Annotated in this window: 18 protein-coding genes; 4 read left to right on the top strand and 14 right to left on the bottom strand. The window is 32.2% G+C overall.

The genetic code is table 11. The annotated features are described in order from the left end of the window. Position 1: 1 nt before the first annotated feature. Positions 2-1,270: a site-specific integrase gene (locus QM941_RS03900; protein ID WP_414339086.1), complete on the bottom strand. Its 1,269-nt coding sequence runs from the start codon at positions 1,268-1,270 to the stop codon at positions 2-4. 1,111 nt (positions 1,271-2,381) lie between these two features. Then, a complete protein-coding gene (locus QM941_RS03895; RefSeq protein ID WP_414339084.1) occupies positions 2,382-3,584 on the bottom strand; it encodes an Abi family protein in 1,203 nt (400 codons plus the stop codon). 917 nt (positions 3,585-4,501) lie between these two features. Here QM941_RS03895 and QM941_RS03890 point away from each other — a divergent pair. From QM941_RS03890 to QM941_RS03875, 4 genes are read left to right on the top strand one after another with little or no spacing between them, the layout of a single operon-like run. Beyond that, positions 4,502-4,747 (top strand): hypothetical protein, encoded by a 246-nt coding sequence (locus QM941_RS03890; RefSeq protein WP_001813542.1) that lies wholly within the window; start codon positions 4,502-4,504, stop codon positions 4,745-4,747. Next, entirely contained in the window at positions 4,744-5,079 is a 336-nt protein-coding gene (locus QM941_RS03885; protein WP_000806926.1) for a hypothetical protein, read from the top strand. Before QM941_RS03890 ends, QM941_RS03885 begins: the two co-directional genes overlap by 4 nt. A gap of 12 nt (positions 5,080-5,091) precedes the next feature. Next, entirely contained in the window at positions 5,092-5,460 is a 369-nt protein-coding gene (locus QM941_RS03880; protein WP_000567222.1) for a hypothetical protein, read from the top strand. Then, positions 5,447-5,746, top strand: a complete 300-nt coding sequence (locus QM941_RS03875; RefSeq protein ID WP_001072467.1) for a DUF5960 family protein — start codon at positions 5,447-5,449, stop codon at positions 5,744-5,746. The genes QM941_RS03880 and QM941_RS03875 overlap by 14 nt, the downstream gene beginning before the upstream one ends. Before the next feature lie 117 nt (positions 5,747-5,863). Here QM941_RS03875 and msr(D) read toward each other — a convergent pair whose 3' ends face one another. From msr(D) to QM941_RS03815, 12 genes are all read right to left on the bottom strand, one after another. Further along, positions 5,864-7,327 (bottom strand): ABC-F type ribosomal protection protein Msr(D), encoded by a 1,464-nt coding sequence (gene msr(D) / locus QM941_RS03870; RefSeq protein WP_000420313.1) that lies wholly within the window; start codon positions 7,325-7,327, stop codon positions 5,864-5,866. 119 nt (positions 7,328-7,446) lie between these two features. Then, the gene (gene mef(A) / locus QM941_RS03865) at positions 7,447-8,664 is read right to left on the bottom strand and encodes a macrolide efflux MFS transporter Mef(A) (protein ID WP_000417519.1); all 1,218 of its coding nucleotides are present in this window, start codon (positions 8,662-8,664) and stop codon (positions 7,447-7,449) included. 385 nt (positions 8,665-9,049) lie between these two features. Beyond that, positions 9,050-9,220 (bottom strand): hypothetical protein, encoded by a 171-nt coding sequence (locus tag QM941_RS03860; RefSeq protein ID WP_000873143.1) that lies wholly within the window; start codon positions 9,218-9,220, stop codon positions 9,050-9,052. A 762-nt stretch (positions 9,221-9,982) separates the two neighbouring features. Next, complete coding sequence (locus QM941_RS03855) at positions 9,983-10,861, bottom strand: aminoglycoside phosphotransferase family protein (RefSeq protein ID WP_004252845.1); 879 nt, start codon at positions 10,859-10,861, stop codon at positions 9,983-9,985. A gap of 526 nt (positions 10,862-11,387) precedes the next feature. Beyond that, positions 11,388-12,755: a sensor histidine kinase gene (locus QM941_RS03850; RefSeq protein ID WP_023918143.1), complete on the bottom strand. Its 1,368-nt coding sequence runs from the start codon at positions 12,753-12,755 to the stop codon at positions 11,388-11,390. Next, positions 12,746-13,405, bottom strand: coding sequence for a response regulator transcription factor (locus QM941_RS03845; RefSeq protein ID WP_414339081.1), 660 nt, complete (start codon positions 13,403-13,405; stop codon positions 12,746-12,748). The genes QM941_RS03850 and QM941_RS03845 overlap by 10 nt, the downstream gene beginning before the upstream one ends. 75 nt (positions 13,406-13,480) lie before the next feature. Further along, positions 13,481-14,221, bottom strand: coding sequence for a lantibiotic protection ABC transporter permease PcfG (pcfG, locus tag QM941_RS03840; RefSeq protein ID WP_049517878.1), 741 nt, complete (start codon positions 14,219-14,221; stop codon positions 13,481-13,483). Beyond that, positions 14,221-14,961, bottom strand: a complete 741-nt coding sequence (gene pcfE / locus QM941_RS03835; protein WP_004252835.1) for a lantibiotic protection ABC transporter permease PcfE — start codon at positions 14,959-14,961, stop codon at positions 14,221-14,223. The genes pcfG and pcfE overlap by 1 nt, the downstream gene beginning before the upstream one ends. A 4-nt stretch (positions 14,962-14,965) precedes the next feature. Further along, on the bottom strand, positions 14,966-15,667 hold the full coding sequence (pcfF, locus tag QM941_RS03830) for a lantibiotic protection ABC transporter ATP-binding protein PcfF (protein WP_414339079.1): 702 nt from the start codon (positions 15,665-15,667) through the stop codon (positions 14,966-14,968). A 287-nt stretch (positions 15,668-15,954) separates the two neighbouring features. Continuing rightward, the gene (locus QM941_RS03825; protein WP_414339077.1) at positions 15,955-16,554 is read right to left on the bottom strand and encodes a hypothetical protein; all 600 of its coding nucleotides are present in this window, start codon (positions 16,552-16,554) and stop codon (positions 15,955-15,957) included. A gap of 540 nt (positions 16,555-17,094) precedes the next feature. After that, positions 17,095-18,576: an LA2681 family HEPN domain-containing protein gene (locus QM941_RS03820; protein WP_049492832.1), complete on the bottom strand. Its 1,482-nt coding sequence runs from the start codon at positions 18,574-18,576 to the stop codon at positions 17,095-17,097. Next, entirely contained in the window at positions 18,563-19,585 is a 1,023-nt protein-coding gene (locus QM941_RS03815) for a hypothetical protein (RefSeq protein ID WP_414339075.1), read from the bottom strand. The genes QM941_RS03820 and QM941_RS03815 overlap by 14 nt, the downstream gene beginning before the upstream one ends. Positions 19,586-20,387: the final 802 nt, after the last annotated feature.

Here is a 20,387-nt window from a genome sequence, read left to right as displayed (position 1 = left end):
ATTACCTTTCTAACTTATCACCAAAAAGTTCATTTGCTTGCCAATTCATATAGTCAAAAACGCCATTGTTAACTTGACCATATTGTTTTGCGATTTCACCTTTATTTTGCAGGTAAACCCAAGCACTCTCAGGAGATTTATCACCTCTTGCAGACATGAGTTCACTAATCTCAGAAACCCCAGATAAGACTAACTGTGTCGTGTACCAGTGTCTGAAAATATGTGGGGAAATATTATGTTCCTGTAAAAGTTGACCGAAGAAAACAACCTCTGCATCATCGGACTTTAAGAAGATTGGGATCATCTCTTCACGAATAATCTTACGAAAACGTTGATAGTATACATCGTATGATAATGCTTTTCCTCGTCTGTTAAGATTTAATGGCCCATAGTCCTTCTCATACTTCTTACCTTCCAGATAACTCATATAGTCGTTATAAGTGTCTAAAAAGACCTCCAAGAAGATATAAGGTACTGCTTGAAGTCTTTCCTTTTTAATCCGTCCAGTCGGCTTTAAATCGCTTCTAAGAGGTATTTCTTTTCGTAGATCGATCTCAATCTTAAATACTTGACCATCACTTTGGTGAAATAAAATACCTGGTCCTAGAGGACTATCTTCACGTCTTACGTTACATGCTTCTGATGGTCTTAAGCCAACAAAGGCCCCCAAGGCCACAACCATGAGTAAATCCTTATGATAGTGTGCAATGTGAGAAAACAACATCTCAAAAGCACTATTTGGCATATCGCGAAAAATAGCTTTCTCAGTGTTGCTATCATCCACGTAGATTTCAAAATTTGGTTCTTTACGCTTTATAACCCGTCCTCTACTATTCGTAAAAGTTGTCGTAGTATACAATTCTTCTGCTTTTAACTTAGCCTTTCCCTCTCGCTCACTTAAATAAAGAGTTAAGAAGTCGAGAATTGCATTTACGCATTTTTCAACAGTGCTTTTCTTTCTTTTCCCGCTATCTTCAGGTAACTGAGATAATCCATAAAGCGTAAAAAACTCTCTGACCATCTCAAGTGTAAGTTGATCTACACTTTTAAGTCCAAGAGTACCAAATATGAAATTAAGAAACTTAACAACGTAAGAAAAGCGTTTATTCCCATCATCTGAAATCGACTTGATTCTTGAAGTAGATTTAACATAACGATGAAAATCAGTAAATTGTAAGTTGCCGTCATCGTGTTTCAGAACGATAAATTGCTTTGTCACGATGTTGTTATCACCTAAAACCAGCGAATGTTTATAAACTACAAATTTCATTAATTCTCCTTGTTTATCATGACTGAAGGTTCTGACTGGCTTTTAGGATGTCAATACGCAAAAAAACGACCAAATCAGTACTGTTCTCCTTTGAGCTCTAAACTGCAAAAAGGAAATATCGATGAGTACTTTCATTGATCGTTATTATTATTTAAATTAATTCAATAATAAAAGTAACTTCATCTAAGTAATAAGAGCAATTAACTAGCTCAGCAACAACGATAACCACAGCAACTCCTTCTAAACGATGAAAGGAATATCCGCCGTGGCTATCTATATACTTTTTTTCTTTTACTTTGGTAAGTTACTTTTGTTATTTTTACTTTTTCTGTATTATATCATATTTTGATTAAATTGTCATCTGAGATAGTGATTTTAAAAAAGCTGGAAATTTTTTCAATTGTATATTTTGACAATAAAAAACACTTTAATATCAATTTAATGATTTTAGAGCGTTTTTAGCTTATTTGATTTTAAAGTTGTCGTCTATTCCTCAGAATTACTTGAAGAACAGGAAAAATTCGACAACAAAGTAAGTCGATCTATTCAGTTATAAAACCTATGAAGGTCTTTCTGCTGGAACTAGCCACTCCTACTTTGGAGATGTAGATTATACTCTTACTTATTCAACTGATAATATCCCTCATGATTTCTCCTCATGATGCGTCTGTGGGACTCAAAAGTTTTGGGAAACCTTTTGAGGATTAATTTCGTTTCACTAACAAACTCACACACTCCACATGTAGTGTTAGCTTTTTTCTATACTAATAGACGAAAGAGAAAAAAAGTGATTTTAGAATTATACTGTAGAAATAAATATTAACTTTGGTAATGACTAACTTTCTAAAATATCTTCAATAAGCGGTTCTATCCTCTGGATAATAAATCAGAAATTCTAAACTGCATGTAAACTCTATACAATTCAAGGTACTTCAGAAATCAAACATCTTCAACACTATTTTCAACTTATCTAAATAAATAAAATAAGGAGGAAAGTTTATTAACCTTCCCCCTTATGACTTTTTGAAAACCTCTTTCAAGGATTTCACGCCGTCGTGGCACTAAAATATAACTATATTATTCTATCATAACCAGCAACTTTTTGCAACACTTACTTGCCAATTCTATTAAAAAAATTTTTATTAATATCAAACTTCAATAGTAACATATTTTTTAAATAATATGATTGAATAGCTCGATCAATCCTTTTAAGAGAGAATCTATTAAAAGAATTTAAAATTTTTAAACCTTGATAAAACTTTAAAACTCTATTATTCCTTTTAGGAGTAAGTAACAAATCAGAGATAAAAAGTCTATTGATTAGAATACTATTTCCCGTCCTATATCTGGTTATGAGACCAAAGTGTGCCAATTGGTTTCTCAACTCACGCAGTATTTCACAAGCGTTAATGAATTTTTCTCGACTCCCACTAATAGAGGAATCAAATCCCATCTCACTCATAATTTTATTTTGTATAGCAATGTCTAATCCTTGGAATAAAACCAGCAAGTCATTCAACATTAGTGTATCAATAATAACCCAAAGCGGAGGATTTTTATAGCTAGAAATATATGGATATTTAATTTTACAGAAGTCTGAATAAGATAATTCAAAAAATCTTCCCTCTATGTTATTAATTTGAATCGTCACATTCATAGAACCGTTTAATGAAGAAATATTACTAGGAGTATTAGAAGCTTTTATTGAAAATCTCCCTCGATATTGATTTATTTTAAGGTCATCAACTATTCCATCAAAATCACCTTCTAGGTTGTAATATACATCTCCGTTACGAGTATGAGAGGTACTAATTTTACCTGTAAACATTACATCTTTAATCTTGGCAGAAATAGTATGCACTCTAAAAAAAGAATGCGTTTTTTTATTATCTCCATGAGTATAAAAATACTCTGTAAAAGAATTTCGATTGTGTGCTATCGGTAGCACATAACAATTGATATCTAAATACTTTAAGTTAGAAGCAATACCATTATTGCAATGAACTTTTGAAAATTCGTATGCAATTCTCGACTTCAGTTCAACCTCAATCTTTTCGATTTCTTGAAATAGGTACTTAGCTATATTTCTATCTAATGTGTATATTCTCTCAAAATATTTAAAAGAGACTCTTTTCATATATTTTTTAGGGTTAGAGGTCTCCAAAAAAATAGTTTCAAAACCATTTATAGAATTAAAATAATTTTTCTGCTGAATAAAACTTACCATCCCTGGCTCATCGGTAATCTTCAAATTCCTGCCCCGTTGAATCAAAATCTGCTCTTCAATAGTTTTAAACGCTTTTTCTCTAGTCATATTTTATTATCCATCTGCAATATCTTTGATTATATTATATTTTCGAAAATATAACTATCAAATATAAAAGCCTTAATAGTTATTTTTCTTGTTTACTTTCAAAGTCATTCAACAATTTCAGTATACCACAAAAACGCAAATTAGGCTGTAACGAAAATGTTTTCCAGCTGTTATTACAGCCTTTCTTTTTCTATAACTGTACCTCAGTTCCCTCTGTGAAGGGTACTCTAATTTTCCTATCCTCTTAAATGCTGATGTGGTCTAGAAGTTGATTCATCATAACTCATTCAAATTTATCTAAATCTAGTATCTGATACATCTGCTTAGCATAGTCCTTATGAAGAAGATTTGTTGCTTGCTCTAGCAAAATAAAAATTACTTGATACCTCTAATCACGTACCTCTCATCATAGATTTTATAAATTACAAATAATCGTAATCCACCTACTTGTCGTCACGATGCAAACCGCTATATATTATCAGCTACTGATCCTTTTTAAACGTTGGATAGAATTTGTTTATATAGGAGGTGAAAGTTTTGACATCAATGCTACAGCCCCGTTATAATGCATCTGTGGGACTCAAAAGGTTTGGGAGTTCAAAGCTCCACTGGAGCTTTGAAATAAAAAAGCGAGAGATTTAGCTACGTTTCACTAACAAACTTACACACTCAACATGTGCTGAGAGCTTTCTTCTATACTAATAGACGAAAGGGTGTGAAAATGATTTTTAAATGATACTGTGGAACGGAACAGTAGCCCTAGTATTGACTACTGTCGTTTCTATTCATATTGGCTATTCTAGGACTGAGATGAAAAAATCTATAAATGCTCAGAATAAAATTGAACCCGCAAATCTCCCCAAAACAATGGTGAGTCATGTACTTGTATTATTCCGAAAAAATACACCTCTGGTGCAGTGAGACAAATTGGTGTATCTTATAGTGGCTTCGTAGATGAAAGCTATACTCTACTATCACTCTTTGATGATGTAGAACAAATTGAAAAAGATAATAGACTTCAGACAGCTATTGATGTTGTCAGAGAACAGTTTGGTTTTTTAGCCATACAAAAAGGAACCGTCCTAACTGAAGGTTCCAGAAATATTGAACGCAGTAAACTTATCGGTGGTCATTCCGCGGGTGGATTGGAGGGATTAAAATGAAACAAGAAAAAAATACAGTACAATTTTCAGAAATCCGTAGCAAAGGATGTAATGATATTGAAATGCTTGAAAGATTTTTACATGGAATCGTTGAAACAGCAACTTCAAAACTTCGTCAGAGAAAACTCAAAACAACTGAAATATCGATACGACTAGTACATGCTAAATCTGAAAACCGATTACCATTGGAATTTACATTTAGCATTAAGCCAACAAGCTCATCTGTGATAATCTATACTGAGGTAATCAATCGCTTTAAAGAATGTTACACAGGTGGGGGAATTCAAGGTTTTACGATTCAATTTGATAAAAATACCCTTGCCTCTGCATAGAAAGGATTTGATATGATTGACCGTTCATATTTACCATTTCAATCAGCAAGAGAGTACCAGGATACAAAGATGCAAAAATGGATGGGCTTTTTCCTATCTGAACATGCATCAGCACTCTCTGATGATACAAACAAAGTAACGTACATGTCTGACTTATCACTAGAGAAGAAATTATTACTCCTCAGTCAAGTATACGCCGGGCAGCTACGCACACGCATTCAAGTGATTGAAAAAAACAAGCGTGTTTCCTACACTGGAACAATACCAAGTCTGACCAAAGATTTCATTTTGATAAAAACTACAACAGGTCACATCAATTTGAAATTAAAAGACATTATTAGTATTGAACTTGTCGAGGAGGTGCTCTATGAATCAGCTTGAGTTTCAGCGTAATCACCTACAAATGGACTATTATAGCGAGAGCTACCAAGATTTTGAACGTGACTTCTACCGCTACTCTAACATGAATATTCCATTGACCTTCCTAACTGATGATATCCTAAAAACAATGGCGACTTCACGTAAGAATTACTTTGTCCTCAATAAGGAAAAGTCCAGAGATAACCGCGATCACTTCTTCATATTTGAAGTAAGTACCGTAGATGAGAATCCGCTAATCTATCATTATACATATAAGAAAACTACAATATATTTAGCAGAAAAATAGGAGCAGTTCAATTGACTGTTCCTATTTTTAATATTCATAAAATCTAAAGTCTTTATACTCTTTAACAATGGAGTCGCCAACCAGAACAGACTATACTGACCAGCGACTACCTTAAATTTAATGTTTCAGATTTATTTTCTTATCTCTAATTTCATAAACTACATCTGCTACATTTTCGAGTAATCGTTTATCGTGGGTGATAAACACGATAGTTCCGGTGTACTCCTTCATTAGTATTTCCAAAGCCTCTAAACTTGGTATGTCAAGGAAGTTACTGGGTTCATCCATTATTAGGATGTTATATCTACCCATGAGCATTTTAGCAAGCAACAATTTTATAATTTCTCCACCGCTTAAAACAGATAAACTTTTTCCAATATCGTTCTGTTTGAACCCCATAGATGCTAGCACTGAACGAATTTCTGATATATTGTAGTCACAATCCTTCTGCATAAACTCCATAACATTCTGATTACTGTTGTACTTGTAACCATTCTGTGCAAAGTAACCTATTTTTGCCTTAGGCGAAATAGAAATTCCTTCTTCATGGTTTAAGATCATTTGGATTAAAGTTGTTTTTCCGATTCCATTACCACCAGTTAACGCCACTTTTGCTCCTAACGGAATTTGAAAAGATGCATTTTCAAACAGAGCCTTATCCCCAAATACTTTATTAATTTCTGCACCGACTATAGGGTATGGATTATGGAGCTCCAATGCTTTACTTTGCCTGAAACGAATTCTGCGAATGCCTTCCGGAGCTTCTACTTTTCCTAAGGCCGCAATCCTGTGCTCTAGGGTTTTAGCAGCATTATACATCTTTTTTTCCTTACTTCCTATTGATTTTTGATGAGCTAAACGCCCTCCGTCTTCAGTACTTTTTTTCTTTGAAGAACCTTTTGCCTTCTGTTCTATTTTACGAGCCTGTTTTCGCTTTTCCTCCGCAGCCCTTTCCAATCGGGCACGTTCCGCAATAAATTGTTCGTATTCTGCAGCTTGGCTCTTACGTTCTTCCTCTTTCTGACGAAGATAATCAGAATAGTTTCCCCAATACTCAGTGATTTTGCCATCTTTCAGTTCCCATATTTTATCTACTATTTCATCAAGAAAATAGCGGTCATGGCTAATAACTAACAGTGCACCTGTAAAATATTTTAGCTGTCCTATTAGAAAATCAATTCCTTCACGGTCTAAATGGCTCGTAGGTTCATCCGCTAAAATACCATGAACCTGTGCCGATAAGGCCTGTGCTATTTTAAGCCTTGTTTCTTCACCACCGCTCATAGTCTGTATATTTAATTGCTCAACACCTAGCTTGCCTACAAGTGCAAAATCTTTTTCCTCCTGCAGAGTTACTTCGTCCAACTGGGGAATATAGGCAAGTTCACCCAGACGATTCATTTTACATCCTGGGGGAGTTAATTCTCCTAAAAGTACCCTGAGTAAAGTGCTTTTTCCAGCACCATTTGCTCCTACTAAACCAATACGGTCATAATCATATACTTCTAATTCATTTATATCTAAAACATCGCGTCCTTTGAATTCCACACGAATGTCTTTTGCTTTTAATATTAATTCCATAACATTTCCTCCTGTCTATAATCGCATGCTTTCATTTGCTTGTATGCAGGGAAAACCCTGCGATTTTAGCAGGAAGAGTTACATGAAAATAAGATACATAAATATTCCTCCAATATTGTTTATTTTAAATCTAATTTTCTAACCTCAGTTATCATTTGGCAAACTATAGCAATGCCAATAATTAAAATACCTGATAGTAAAAACCAATGATTTACACCGATTTTATCAGCAAAGAATCCAGAAAGAATTAACCCAATTGGCATAGCAAGTGACATGATACTTCCGATCAAAGAAAATACACGTCCTAAATATTCAGGCTTAATTTTCTCCTGAAAAAGAGCTGTTTGCACACCGCTATAAAATGGCACCGAAAGCCCCATTATTGCACAGCAAACTACGAATATTACAAATCCATTTGGAGGAAGTATTCCCGAAACGGCTAAACTGGTCCCCATTATAAAAAATGAACTTGTTATTAGTAATACATGCTTTTCGAAGCCCCCTAATCTTCCTAATAATAAGCCTCCTGCTAGCATCCCAAATGCAAAGGAAATTTCCGTAATAGAAATATGCACAGGCGTTCCATTAAAGTGTTCCATGCTTATTAAAGGAAATAGTGCATTGATTGGCATATAAACAAAAGTATATAGTGTTCCTAAGAGTAATAAGGCAAACAATCCTTTGTTTTGTCTCAGAACCACAACTCCTTCTTTCATCTCCCTTATGAAATTTGGTTCTAAACTTTGCACTTGATTACCCAGCTTAGGTATACGTACAATTGCTACCGTAATAGATGCAATCACAGCACCCAATACGTCGATGGCAATAATAGCATTTAAATCCCAAACGGAGTATAAGAGTGCTGCAACTGCCGGACTAACAATATAGCTTATAGACTGCAAAGACTGACTATAGCCTGCGCATTTCGTTAGCTGTTCTTCTGGTACTAAAAGTGGTGTAACCGCATTGAGTGCTGGGGTATGAAAAGCTGTTCCAATGCTACGGATAAACAATACTATCATAATCATCCAGACAGGTAGCTCCATACAGAATGCAACAATAGCAAGCACTGCACCAGCTGCTGCGATAATTAAATCGGCACCAATCATTATCTTCTTCCTATCATGACGATCCACTAGCACACCAATGGCAGGTCCCAAAATCGCATAGGGTAAAAAACCTACTAATGAAGCCATAGACAAGACCATCGCAGATCCTGTTTTTTCTGTAAGGTAAAAAATAATCGCCATTTGCAGGATGGCACTAGTGATTAATGATACTGCTTGCCCTGCCCATATTGCATAAAATTTTCGTTTCCAATTGTTGTATTTTTCCATTTATATTATCTCCTGCATATTATTTTGCTTGAATTTCTATTTTGAATAGCATTCTAGGCAATAAAAAATGCAGGCCAAACCCCACAATGTGGCTTTTGGTCTGCATACATACAATTTGGAAACATTCATATTAAAGACATAGTTAAATAAAGGTATAGTTAAATAACCAATATCCTCACCGTAACTAATGAATGCTCAATATCGTATAAATAAGCACAACAAAAAAGCCTATCATCGGGTATAGATTCTGCTTTTTTTATTGCCAGCTTATCTTAAACGCATTGAGGCTGTCATAGTTTCGGTTCCTCCTACATCTTTGTTTATATCAATTTATAGTATAACACAACAAGATGATATGTTCAATATAAAAGTTATGGAATGAGACTCATACTTCCAATTCGATGCCAGATTTAAAGGATATGACGAAGTTTTCTTCATAGACTGTAACGCTCTGGATTATCTTCCTTAGTAGCAAGCGATTAGCTTTCACAAAATCTTCTGTTTGTAGTTTTAAAAATTCATCAGGATTTTCTAACTCAACCTCAAAATATTTCATTTTACATTCCCTCATTTCATTTATTGATAAATTGAGTTTGCAAAAAAGAGTGGACAATTTTTGTCTACTCTTAACCTTTAAAATAGTTTTTTTTAATCGATTTGAAGTTGCCTAAATTATTACTTATTCGGTAAAATGAAGTATTGCTTTCAACAGATTTCCTTCAACTACACTTCACTTGATTCAAACAAGGTGGGTACATTTCTATTCCCACAAACTCCTTGTCAATGGAAACAAACACGTACCCACAGGGTAAATGGAAATAGAAACTGATAATTTCTAGCTATCACTTCTACTCATTCCAAAAATTTTCTCACTCTGATACTTACCCACCATAAAGCAAAAAGCCTTGCAATCAAGGCTTTCATTATCCCTTTCGTTCAAAGGTTTCTAAGCTTTTACGAGCAGAGCGACACACTCAGCGGTTCGCTATCTCCGTTCTGTCTGCGTGCTAGCACTTGTCAATCACGGACAGCTATCGCATGGGCGGAAGTAAATGCTAATCTTCGTCGTTTTACTCCTTGACTAGCAAACTTACCGCCTCAACATGTGGTGCTAGTATACTCCTATATTAAAGAACGAAAGTAACTGAGTTGTTGTTTAAAATTAAAATGTAGAATGAAACTATTTTATAGTTACCATTTTTCAACTTTATAGCTGATAATTGTCACTTAAAAAATTTACTTGCTAACTTGTAAACTTGTTGAGTCTCTTTACTTTTAACGTCCCAACTACCAAATTCTTCTTTAATCAACTCTTTTATTATTCAGCTTTTTTCTCAATCAAATACCAACTAGGAATGATTTGCTTCATATCATCATACCATTCTAAAATTTCCTTAGCTTGATTTTGCATTACTGATATTTCTTCAACTCCGTAAGGAACAGACCATGGAAGAGCACCAACTATGTTATTTAGAATATAGATAGCAAGAAGTTTCCAAAATAAATCTGGAACCTTATGATCAAAATATCCATCTATCATACCAGAGGCAAAAGAAGGTGAAACTTGAGCAGACCATACAATACGATTGAATTCCTCCCAAGGATCTCCAAGGTCAAATCGATCAAAGTCAATGACATAAATATTACGATCTTCACCAATCATGAAATTCCCGATATGATAATCTCCATGTTGGAAAACCTGAGGTCTATCTTTTAATAATTCTCTATTTGCATTTAAAAAATCAATAAAAATCTGACCATTCTCGTATTGAACGGGGCATTCTTTGTATTTTTTGATTTTGTCATCAATTTTACGATTAAAAAAGGGTTCCCAATCTTCACGAACTTCTGTAACAGGAAGTGAATGAATTTTTCGAAGTATACTTCCTGCTTCTACTCCGTAAGTGTATTGTTGTTCTTTCGAAACAGTTAAAATGGTTTCTCTTGCATCTTTCCCGTCTATCCATTCGTGTAAAGAATGCACTTCATCATCACAGAGTTCTATACTAATCGGTTTACACATCGGAATTCCAAGAGAAGCTACTTTCTCCATCATATCATATTCAGATTTTTTAGAATCTAACTTCTCCTTATCAGAAACACGCAAGAAATATTTTTGCTGATTTTGATCTGTCACACAATATTTTTTATCATCTGACCAGCCTTTATTTATGGCTATCTTACTAATAAAATTCATCAAGCACTCTCCGATTCACTTTCCAACACTTCTTGCAGTTTTCACTAGTAACCCATCCAGTTCGTCTACACTTTAGTTTCCAATATGTAAAAATATCTTAATAATACGCTATCTAGTTGCTTTCCCTAATAATAAAGTTAAAATGTGTCTCACCGTATCTGAAAGCTGATAAACTAAATCGATATAAAATTCAGTTGATGATTTAATAATCATATCAATTGTTTTCATACTTTCTACTTCCTAATCAACTTTCAAATATATAGCGTTTTCATTATTTTCTTATCCTATTATATCATTATTCAAAATAAAAAACTGCAACTTACTAGTTGCAGTTAAACACAGATTTTCTTCCGTTCCTACTAGAAATTTATAAGTTAACATTTAGAATTTGTTCAGTTATCAAAGTTCATTTAGCTTTCTACTATGTAAGATTCTTGCTTGATAGCGGAGTAAATTTTCTATTCTACACCAAAAGCAAAAAGGATATATTTTTAATAAATTCCATTTGAAAACAATTCCTGTTCTATTATAGTAATGGTAATTCTAACTTTACACTTGCACCATGTTTATCCGAGTTGTTTTCTAATATGATGCGTCCATTATGTAATAACATTATTTTCCAAGAATTATATAAACCTAAACCATAGTTTGTAGCTGAATGTCTACTCTTATCTCCACGGTAAAATTGCTCCGTTCCTCGTTTTAAATCCTCATTAGAAAATCCTGGGCCTTCGTCTATCACAGATATTGAAAGTATCTTATCTGTAGTCATTATTAGTAATTCAATGTTGGATTTGTCTGGTGAATATTGAATAGCATTACTAAATATATTTTGAATGACTCTTTCAAATAATTGTATATCTATCATTACATCTGAATCTTCACAATTAATAGATTTAGATATAGTACGGTCATGTATTAGTGTAATCTCTCTCGCTATTTCACTAACTCTTTCGATTATTTCTGACACCTTTACTTTTTGTAAATTCAACGAGTTTAATTTAATTGACTGATTCATCTCCATCAGAGCTTTTGTATAATCTGATATACGTGTTGAATTTTTTATAATGTACGCTACATAATCTTTTTGTTCATCAGTTAGATCAGTTACCTTTAACAATTCAGCATTACCTTGGACAATAGAAACCGGAGTTTTTAAGTCATGCATTAATGCCGATATCTGACTTCTCTTATTCTCTTCTTTAATCCAATTCTCTCTTAATGAATCACTTAAGGCTTTTTTCATTATATCAAGGCTATTTAAGACATCATTAAATTCTTTGATATTTGAACTTCCTATTTCAAAGTCTAATTCATGGTTGGCGATTTTATCTGATGCATCTAGCATTGGAGATAATTGCCTTGTTATTCGTTTTGCCCAGATTAGAGTAGCCACAAATGCACTCATTAAAAAGAAAATGATTAATAAAAATATTAATAGTAAATCTATGCTAGGGAAATATTTTTCCATCCAATCATTATTGTAGCGTGGCTCTAGTGAATAATGGATTAATACATATCCATCATTCCTTTTAAATTCTATAAATGAAGAAGATGGAGTTGAAAATCCCTCATGATTGTGAAAATTCTTAGCTTTCAGTTGAATAGCTTCATCCATATTAGTTTTTATCACTTCACCATCTGGCGATAAAAACATATAGCTAGCTCCTTTAGGTATCAATGCTTCATCAAAGTCAATTTTATTTAAAATTTTATATTTATCTTTTTGTAATAAATTTTCTGTATGGTTAGCCGGAACAATCAAACCAACACTATAAAACGCTGTAAAAGTTAATAAAGCTAGTACGATGGCACATCCTAAACCAACTCCAACAGTCATTAAGTATTTAAGAAATACTATTTTGAGCGACTGTCCTTTTCTAATTAATTCCATTTATAACCAATCCCCCAAACTGTAGAAATTGGATTTTCACCAAATTTTAAGAACTTTGCTCTAATATTTTTTACATGTTCTGATATGGCAGAAGAATCACCAATCCCATCAAATCCAAAAATCATTTCATATATTTGTTCTCTTGAAAAAACTTGTCCCTTTCTCTTTGCTAAAAGTTTAGAAATTTGATACTCAGACTTTGTCAGATGAATTTCTTCTTCCTTCACAAATACTTGATTGGAGGATAAATCAAATCTTATATTCCCTAGGTTTAAACTCGAATGTTTTTCTCTTTGTTCTCTTCTCAGATGAGCTTCTACCCTTGCTAACAATTCACCAACACCAAATGGTTTGGTAATATAGTCATCTCCTCCACTTAATAAGCCATCTACTATATCCGTTTCCATTGCTTTTGCAGTTAAAAAGATAATCGGACAATCCACTTTGCTACGTATATTTTTACAATAGCTGATTCCATCAACCTCTGGCATCATTACATCAAGTAATATTAAGTCATATTTCCCCAAACTATTTTCATCAATATCTACCGTGGTTTGGTAAATATCAACAATATGATCTCCTTTTATTAAAATATTCTTGATTAGAGTCAGCATATATAATTCATCATCTATAGCAAGAATTCTTGCCATACCAAACCACCTCCATATTTATAAATATTTTATTATTATTATACCATATTCCATTTACAAATACATTTAGAGCTATTATTCACTGATTGACTTTCCACCCCACCTATTGAACCATAATAAAGAGCCAGTAAAAATGACTACTGTAATAGGTATTGCTACATAGCCCCACATGGTAAACTCTTTAATTAAATATGAGCTATCAGCCAATTCACTTCCAACAATATATGTTGCAGATAATCTCGATGCCCAAGTACAAGGTAAATAATACCAGATATTTTCACCTAAATTGGTTATTGAAAGTAAAGCAATCAACGTTTCCACAAATCCCAATCCAATAGATGCACCACCACCTAACATAAGTGATACGCATAAATGAATCATATATGTAGATAAACATCCTATAAAAACTAATAATAATTCAATTAACCAAGCCATAGTCGCTTGATTACCAAATAGCATTGCAAATATAAAAACTGCTAAACTTATAGAAAATAGAAAACTCAATAAGAGCATTATAAGTTTTCCGCCATAAGCCTTGCTTCTGGATTTTGTAGTTGATAGAATCACTTGAAATCGTCCAGCACTTGCTTCCATGTCAACAACCTTAGATGTGATAGCACCAAATATTATTGGTAAGATAGCACCTAAAAGCACAAAATAATTCAGTATGATATCCATATCAGAAAAATTTTTTAGACTTGTAAATGTTGCTGCTCCATAAAATATTAGTGCATATAAAACAGGTAAGATAAAGTGAGCCCAGGGAATCCATGTATGCTTCAATTTATAAAACTCTGATTTTAATATTTTCATCATTACTTCACCTCTTGCTTAGAAAACCATTTTGCAGTAATGAAAGTCAATAATGTAAACAAACATATTGATAAAATACAAGGAACAAGTAAGGATGTGTTTAAAATCATTGGATCTGATACTTCTGTTGGGATACCGTTCGGTAAAATACGCATAACGGGTACCATCAATCTAATCCCCCAAGAATAAGGGCAATAAATCCACATAGAACCGTCAGCTAACAAAATTCCTAACACAAGACCTAATACAGCGTTTACTACAATGCTTGCTATAAACCCAAACTTTTTAGCCAGGAAAAAACAAAATGGAACTTGCCATATGTTAGTTATAACCAATAATACACTTGCGAATAATAATGTCGTGAATGCATAGTTTCCTGTTAATTGTTCTCCAATGAAAAATTGAAAAACAAATACTCCTAGCATATGCAAAATAGCAGTTATACTTAGATAAATTGAAGCTGTTAATATTTTTGAAATCCATATCGTTTTTAAATCAATATTGAGTGGAAAAATTGCTCGGTAGTTTAATTTTCTCTCTTCTTTTCTATGCATCATTGCTGGTATTAAAGCGAAAGTTGCTGGCATAATCATCACATACCACCAATTATATGCATTTACACTAAAATATAATGGCATTAATACAAACGCAACAAGTAAAGATATAATTGGTGCAATAAATAATATCTTCAACAAAAAACTGTGTTTGTGTTTCAAAGTTTCTGCAAAAATATAATTTTTCATTAATCTATACTCTCTTTCCATTCTTTACAACATCCATAAAAAGTTCTTCTAAATTTTCATTATGATCAATGATGTTTTGATATTTTAATTCTCCATCATGAATAATTCCTATGTGATCTGCAGTATGTTCTACTTCTGCCAGAATATGGCTTGATAAAATCACTGTTATCCCTTTTTCAGGAAAACTACGTATCAAATCACGTAATTCTTGAATTCCTAATGGATCTAATCCGTTTGTCGGTTCATCTAGTATCAATAGTTTAGGATTATTTAATAAAGCAATTGCAATACCTAATCTTTGTTTCATCCCCAAAGAAAATTGACCGCTTTTCTTTTTTCCGGTATTTTTTAAATCTACAATTTCTAAAACTTCATAAATTCTTGCATCAGGTAATCCAAGTAATAATGTTCTAACTTTTAGATTTTCTCTTGCACTTAAATTTTCGTATAAGGGTGGCATCTCGATTAAAGCACCAATATCTGATAAATCATTTCTACTCCATTCATGTCCTTCAAACATAATTTCACCTGACGTCTTGTGTAACATACCTGTAATCATCTTTAATGTCGTAGATTTACCTGCACCATTAGGTCCTAGTAATCCATATACTGAATTTTCCTCAATTTTTAATGACACATTATTTACAGCTTTTTGTTTTCCAAAAACTTTTGTTAGCTCATTTGTTTCCAAAATATATTTGCTCATATTTTGTTCCTCCTTTAATCTTGTAAATAGTATAAAAAATATTTTTAAGGATTCTGTAAGGAAAAAATATTTTTCAAAAAGTAGCAAGAAAATTCTAATTTATTAAACGTTTTGCATTTTTTCTTTAGTCTTTTATGCCATATTTCATATACTTCATAAATAAAAAAGGCAGAACCAGAGTTCTACCATAAATAATCATTATTTATCTTACAACTTCAATATCCACCTTTGCTCTAAATAAAATTTTAAGGAATTGAAATATTCTCTTTCTAATCCTATAGATATGCCTATTCTGTTCGAGTTTCAGCTAAATATATTCCCCATTCAGCTAATTCTTCAGGCAAATCATAAACAGTTTTTCCATTACTTTCATAGGTTTCAGATATTCCTGGTGAGGTCTTAGAAAAAGTTTTCCAAGCTGTCACTAGTTCTTCTACAAATTGAATATTATGAGGTTCAAAAAAGTCATTAAATTTCGATAGTTCTTTACTATAAATTGTCACAACATTATAGCTATCAAGCATGATCTCATCATGACTTTTATGCCTACCAAATCCAAACTTACTTAGTCCATCATTAACAAGTAAATCACCGTATCTAATCAACAGTGCTAGGCATTCCTCTCTTGAACAACCATCAATATAATAAACATCCTTATGGGATTCCTTGATAATATTCTTTGCTATCACTTTTTCTCTATCAATACTGACAGGCAATTCCAAAATAAAAAACAAGGGCTCGTCATGAATCGCAATAAAATGTTGAAAAACCTCTAATATTTTTTCTGCGTGTACATTCGCCATCAAATGATGTTCAGTTAACTTTGTAAATGATTCAAACAGGTTTTCTACCAAGCTAACTTGGTGTCCTTTTACTAAATTCAACATTATGCGTCCTCCAGAGAATTTAAACAATATCCACATTTATAATTTCATTATATCATTAAACCCCTAAAAAGACTGCAACTTCCCAGTCACAGTCTCTTATAAATCTACCTCAATTCCTTCAAGGAAAGTTATTACAATTTGTCCAGCTTCTGAAATAGATTGATAGCATGTCAGACTATAGTATCCAGAAGCCATACTTGAACTATTACTCTGATTCTTACCCTCTATTCGATTAGAGAAGCTACCTTCACGCTTTTCATTCTCCCTTTCGTTTAAAGGTTTCTAATTTTTTACAAGCAGTGATACCGCCTCAACGTGGGTTTTAGAGGACTAAATGGAGTCTGAATTGCCTGATAGAGATGTAGTATTGATTAAGCAATCAACAAATTATGTACAAAACAAAAATAAAGTACACTGCTTAATGAGTGTACTTTATCCTTCTAATTCAGTTTTATCAATGGTTTAGCTCTAGTTAAGTCGATTAGTTAAATGAATTTAGACTATTGCTTTTTATAACGACTATAAATTGTATGCTCAATGTTATAATTTATCTTCCGAATCTACTTCTTCATAATTTATCGGAATTAAAGCAACTTCACTGCTTAGAGTAGATTGTTTTTCATTTTCACTTATTTGAATGGCATTTTTGAGTGAAAAAATAACTTCTCTTACAAGATTTAATAAATCTAATGTACACTCTTGAAGTTCAAATTCAGTTAGATACAGTCTAGTTTCATTATTTTCTTCACTTCCATCAATAAAATTCAATGTAATATTAGTAAACCTATGCTCTAAATAATTTCTAATAGTTTTTAATAGCTTTGCGTGTGGATTTGCTGTCAAAGAATTATTACCATTATCAAAATCTTTCGATATCCAAAATATAGATGATAGACCAATATTCTTATCCAACAACTTACCTAAATTGCTATCTGTTCTCCAAATTGAATGAAAATTTACTTGTCGAGTCTTAATTTTTAAAGAATAATATTCATTTATAAACATTCCTACTTTATCTAATAATGAATATAGTGTTTTAAAAGCTGCTTTTAATCCTTCTACTCGGATAGAATATTGTACGTATTCTAGACAATCAATAAGATCAACATTCTCATCAGCATAATGAACCGAATCAATTTCAATGCTATTAAAACAGAGGTAACGCGCATAAACATATTCTTGCTTAATTTGATTAAACATAGAAATATATTTGTTTAAATCTTTATCCGATTGAAATAATAAACTTGGTAGTAAAAGATTATCATCATATCTATTTATATCGTCAGCTTGTAAGTCATTAAGTGGATTAAGATACAGCCCGTTATTCCAACACCATTCGCGATACTTTTGTGAATTAGGATTATAATCGATGGTTTTACAAGAGCATTCATCTAAGTCTTTATAATTAAGATATTGTTCGTAAAGTTCAATAAATCGCTTTTCTGCATAATCAACTCTGTTTGGATCTGAAACAGTTATGCTTGTTTCTATTAAATTTTTAATTTTTTTAATAAAGTGGAGGTGTTCGTTATCATTCAAAAAATTACGATAATGATCTAGACAAATAGCCAAGTTACCACTAGCCATTGTGAATCTTGGATTGATTTGTATACATTTACAATACATCTTAATAGCTAACTGCTTTCTACCACAAGCATCTAATAAATTTGCGTAATTAGTGTAAAGTGAACATAATAATGGGAAAACAAACCTACTGTTCTCAGAATTTATATCAACGTTATTTGAAATTTCTATAGCTTTTCTTAAGTAATAAATTTGTTGAACTGTAAAATCGGTATCTATGTTGAAAACTAAGTTATCACTTAGTTCAAATATATCAGCGTATGCTGTCCCAATAGAATAAAATAATTGAATTTTGGAAATATCATCAATAGTGTTTTCCATATTTTTTCCAAATTCTATTAGTCTATAGATTTCCTCTATATTTTTATGTTTAAAAGCATTATCGAAATCCATTGACAATTTAAGTACACTATGATTAATTGGATTATTTGTTAACATCTTCACCCCAAACTAAATATCTCGATTTTAAATTTGATTTTCCTTTATTTTCCTGTTCTTCAACTAACATATCAGATAAAAACTCTTTTATCATGTCCCAATTAAAATTCTCTTTAAATCCTCTACTACCATCAGAAGGAACATTTAATGAAAATGTTGCAAATACGGTTTCACAAGTTCTTCTTGGAAATTTTGCTAAGTAAGAATCAAAAAATGAATTTGAATACCTATAATGATGGCTATGAATAAAGTCTTTCCATGTATTTAGCATAGTCGCTTCGTCTACAATATCTATTACGGAAACTTCTTCAAGTGGTCTGTCTTCAATATTTCCCCATGCTTTTTTCATTAAATTAACAGCATCTACATCACTTTTAGGAGCACTGTATCCAAAAATAGTTAACATATATGAATGATCAACAAAGTAATCTAATGCTTTCCAACACCAATTTATGTATCCATCGGAAGAATAGTCTTTGTTTTTTACGGGATACAATAATTTTGTTGGATTTAATTTTTTATAACATGTTGGGCAATAGTAATCTACTGTTCCAAACTCAGTATGTTCTTCACAAAAACCGACAGCTACATTCCCATGTAAACAAAGAATTTGTGGCAGGTTCAGAGTAATTTTTGAACAGCGAACATAAGCTTGTATAAGTAAAGGGTCCCAATTAAACGTAGCTATGCAATCTTTATTATTTAAACTTAATATTAAAAGATCATAAATTGTTGGTTCATCAGGTAACTCCAACGAAGCAAAATAATCATAGAGTCTTTCTTCTAGCTTCCTAACTATTTCAGAGCACTCTTCTCTCTCAAATAATTCTGAATAGATATCTTCCAAATTTTCGCTCTTTGTCTGTAATTCAACACCGGCAAGAATTTCTTCTAAATTAAGTTTTTTTAGCAATCCATTCATAACTGAAGAGCTTTTCCCATTTTTATCACCATCTGGAATTGCTGCAATAGTAGCACCAGCGCCTAGAATAACTGTATGCGATCTCATCTCATTTCTCCTGAAAGTCTTTTGACACTATTATACCACTGTATCTACTTTATCTATGCTTCAAATACTATTATTATAGCCATAAATATTTTAAATAAAATGTACAATTGAACCGTCACTCCTTCTACTGTTACTTGAGTAAAAAATGTACAAATCAATTTCTTAGATTTGATTATATGATGCACTAGAAAACATACAAAATACCACTCTAGAATAATGTACAAAACAAAAATAAAGTACACTTTTTAAAGAATGTACTTTATGCTTCTAATTCAGTTGTATCAATGGTTTAGCTCTAGTTAAGTCAATTGTACATAAACTTTTAGTTTATTCGTGAATAAGAAAACCGTCATAACAGTAACCAAAAATTTTTTTAGAGTTAATTATCCTTAATTATGTACTTTATTTAAGTGAAAACTAAAAATTTTTCAATTATCCATAATCCAAAAAGGATAAATTATTTTCAGCTCCAAAATACACTTTAATCAAAAACCGACGTAAAAAATCCCTAGAGGACTGTTGTCTTCTAGGGATTTAGTGTATCCTTGAGCTGTTTATTAGACAATTTGATTATATTACGTGGGAGTTTATGTGTCAAAAATATCTCTTTATTTATTTTTAAAACATGTTGTATATAAAAATTGAAACAATAGAAAAGATTAATAAGAGAATTAAGAGGATTAACAAGATAAAAATAATTACTTTTTTCATGATTTATTAATAATACTGACCCTTAGGATACAGCATACTCCTTTCTAGGAAGAATTCTTATTATCCCTATCTTTATTATAGGCCTACAGCA

Origin of the sequence: Streptococcus timonensis (genome assembly GCF_047460355.1) — a bacterium.
GTDB lineage: Bacteria > Bacillota > Bacilli > Lactobacillales > Streptococcaceae > Streptococcus > Streptococcus timonensis_A.
The sequence above is the reverse complement of the archived record's forward strand: the minus strand, read 5'-3'. Positions and strand labels throughout refer to the sequence as shown.